General features: G+C 43.5%; 2 protein-coding genes, 1 pseudogene and 1 other annotated feature. Of the genes and pseudogenes, 2 read left to right on the forward strand and 1 reads right to left on the reverse strand.

Annotation, left to right across the window (positions count from 1 at the left end):
• A partial coding sequence (locus tag ACIG3F_RS16010; RefSeq protein ID WP_396470535.1) for a BREX system Lon protease-like protein BrxL occupies positions 1-1,044 on the forward strand: 1,044 nt, incomplete at its 5' end.
• 138 nt (positions 1,045-1,182) lie between these two features.
• Here the strand turns inward: ACIG3F_RS16010 and ACIG3F_RS16015 are convergent.
• Positions 1,183-2,321, reverse strand: a protein-coding gene (locus tag ACIG3F_RS16015) for an IS3 family transposase (protein ID WP_396470536.1) whose coding sequence is annotated in 2 segments (ribosomal slippage) — positions 1,183-2,084 and positions 2,084-2,321 — 1,140 coding nt in all. Because the reading frame shifts where the segments join, the coding sequence is not laid out codon by codon here.
• A 17-nt stretch (positions 2,322-2,338) separates the two neighbouring features.
• On the opposite strand from ACIG3F_RS16015, the pseudogene ACIG3F_RS16020 reads away from it, so the two are divergent.
• Positions 2,339-2,855, forward strand: a pseudogene (locus ACIG3F_RS16020) (transposase); the annotation flags it as partial.
• Positions 2,614-2,730: a sequence feature (AL1L pseudoknot), on the forward strand. It overlaps the preceding pseudogene by 117 nt.

The raw sequence follows: 2,855 nt of genomic DNA on the forward strand, positions 1-2,855 counted from the left end.
ACTAGCCACTTATTGGCTCCGTTTCCTGAAGCTATGATCGATTCAGCATTCTTTGATCGCTTTCATGCCTATATCCCGGGTTGGGAAATTCCGAAAATGCGCCCGGAATTCTTTACCAACCGTTATGGCCTGATTGTTGATTATCTGGCTGAATTCTTCCGGGAAATGCGTAAGCGTAGTTTTGCGGATGCCATTGAGAAGTACTTTAAGCTAGGGAATAACCTGAATCAGCGTGATGTGATCGCCGTTCGCAAGACGGTTTCTGGATTGATGAAGCTGCTCTACCCACATGGTCAATTTAACAAAGAAGATGTACGGCAATGCCTGGAATATGCACTGCAGGTGCGCCGTCGGGTCAAAGAACAGCTGAAGAAAATTGGTGGTATGGAATTCTATGATGTTCATTTCAGCTACATCGATAATGATACCTTAGAAGAGTATTTTGTTTCGGTAAAAGAGCAGGGTGGAGGTGGACTTATTCCCGAAGGTCCTTCTAAACCAGGCTTCCTGTATACCATCGGGCTCAGTAATAAGGGCATGCCAGGCTTATACCGCTTAGAACTTCAAGTCACCAAAGGTTCAGGAAAATTGGCCACATCAGGCTTATGGAATTCAAGCAGTGCCAAGGAGCAGGTCAAGATCGCATTTGACTACTTCAAGGCCAATGCATCCAGAATATCGGGTGGTAGTAAGGTGATGGAACATGACTTCCACTTACATGTGGTTGAATTACAGAATACTGGCCCACTCAGCCATCTTGCACTTCCTGGCTTGGTTGCTTTTGCTTCTGGACTGCTTGGACGGCCGGTTCAGAATCAGATGGTGGTACTGGGTGATATGAGCTTGGGTGGATCTGTAACACCGGTGGAAAGTATTGCCGAATGTCTGCAAGTTGCTTTTGATGCAGGTGCCAAGAAGGTTGCATTACCGATGAGTAGTGCGGCAGATATCCCAACGATTCCTGTGGAACTGTTTACCAAGTTCCAGACCAGTTTCTATGCAGATCCGGTGGATGCGGTGTTTAAAGCGCTGGGGGTGGATTAATTTCATATCTGTCTGGAAGAGTTACAGTAGATTGTTTTAAATTCAGTTTCTCAAGTTTAAATACCATGTTGTAAAAGCATAATACTGCCTCTTTTAAAGAGCTAGTATTTTTAGGGGGGATGAATAGCCACCAAAATTCTAGACACACATAACCATCTTTTGATGGGCCTTTTCATAATCTAATGGAGAACGCTGACCATTGGAACCATGTCTGCGTTTTGAGTTATAGAACATCTCTATATATTCAAAGATATCCGACCTTGCTTCAGTTCTTGTCACATAGATTTTCTTCTTGATCCTCTCTCGCTTTAACAGCTGAAAGAAGCTCTCAGCAACAGCATTATCATGGCAGTTTCCACGCCGGCTCATACTGCTTTCAAGGTTGTGATGCTTGAGAAATGTCTGCCATTCATGACTGGTGTATTGGCTACCTTGATCAGAATGAATCAGGACTTTGTTCTTTGGGCTTCTTCGCCACAAAGCCATCAGTAGAGCATCTAAAACCAGATCTGTTGTGATTCTCGACTTCATAGACCAGCCAACGACTAGCCGTGAGAATAGGTCGATTACTACTGCAAGATACAGCCATCCTTCATGAGTGCGAATATAAGTGATGTCAGTCACCCACAACTGGTTGGGCTGGGTGGGGTTAAACTGTCTGTCTAAAGTATTTCGAGCCACAATCGATGGAGTACTAACATTAGCTCTAGGTTTGCGATAGCGACGCTGTGACTTGAGACCATTCACCTTCATGAGTCGATGTACTCGATTGATACCGCAACTTTCGCCAACGTCTTTCAAATCACAATGAATCTTGCGATAACCGTAGACTCCGCCAGATTCCAACCAGAACTGTTTAATTAATCCTGAAAGCTGTTGCCGCTTCCTCGCAGTTATACTGGTAGGTTTCTTTAACCAGGCGTAATAACCACTGTGATGAACATCTAACGTTGAACATAAACGACGAACAGACCATATATGTTGGTTGTCCCGAATAAAGGCGTACCTCATTTGGACTGGCTTGCGAAGTACACCGCGGCCTTTTTTAATATGTCCCTTTCTTCAGTGACCCTTTGCAGCTCTTTTTTTAATTTCGCTAATTCTGTAGTTGGATCACTAGATTCTGTTGTCTTGGGCTGCTGTGGATCATAACGTTTGATCCAAGCATACAGACTATGTGTAGTGGTTCCTAAACGTGTAGCAACTTCAGCCACACTATGACCTTTCTCAGTGACTTGTTTTACTGAACCGTACCGGGTTTGTCGGAGACTCAATATTCTGAGAGACTATTCCGATGACAAAATTAAAATATACCCCTGAAATCAGAGAAAGAGCGGTTCAATTATTGATTGAATCTGAAAAAGATTATCCATCGAATTGGGCTGCGATCACCGCTATTGCTCCCAAGATAGGTTGTACTCCTGAAACACTACGTATTTGGTATCAAAAATATTTAGATAAACAAAATCCAGTTAAAGTACAGCAGCTTTCAGACCAAGAACGTATCAAACAACTCGAACGCGAAAATAAAGAACTGCAACGCGCCAATGAGATTCTACGTAAAGCAGCCGCTTTTTTCGCCCAGGCGGAGCTCGACCGCCCACACAAATAATGGTGGATTTAATCCATAACAATAAAGACTTATATGGTGTTGATGCGATTTGTAGAATTTTACCGATCGCACCTTCAACCTATTACCGGACTCTAGATCTCTGTGATGAGAAGCATTGCTTCGCAAGGGAACATCGAGCAAAGCGAGATTTACATGACTTGCATCATGCTGAGGAGATTAAACGAATTTGGAAGGAAAG

It is taken from the genome of Acinetobacter sp. NPDC052428, assembly GCF_044547685.1.
Lineage (GTDB): Bacteria > Pseudomonadota > Gammaproteobacteria > Pseudomonadales > Moraxellaceae > Acinetobacter > Acinetobacter lwoffii_G.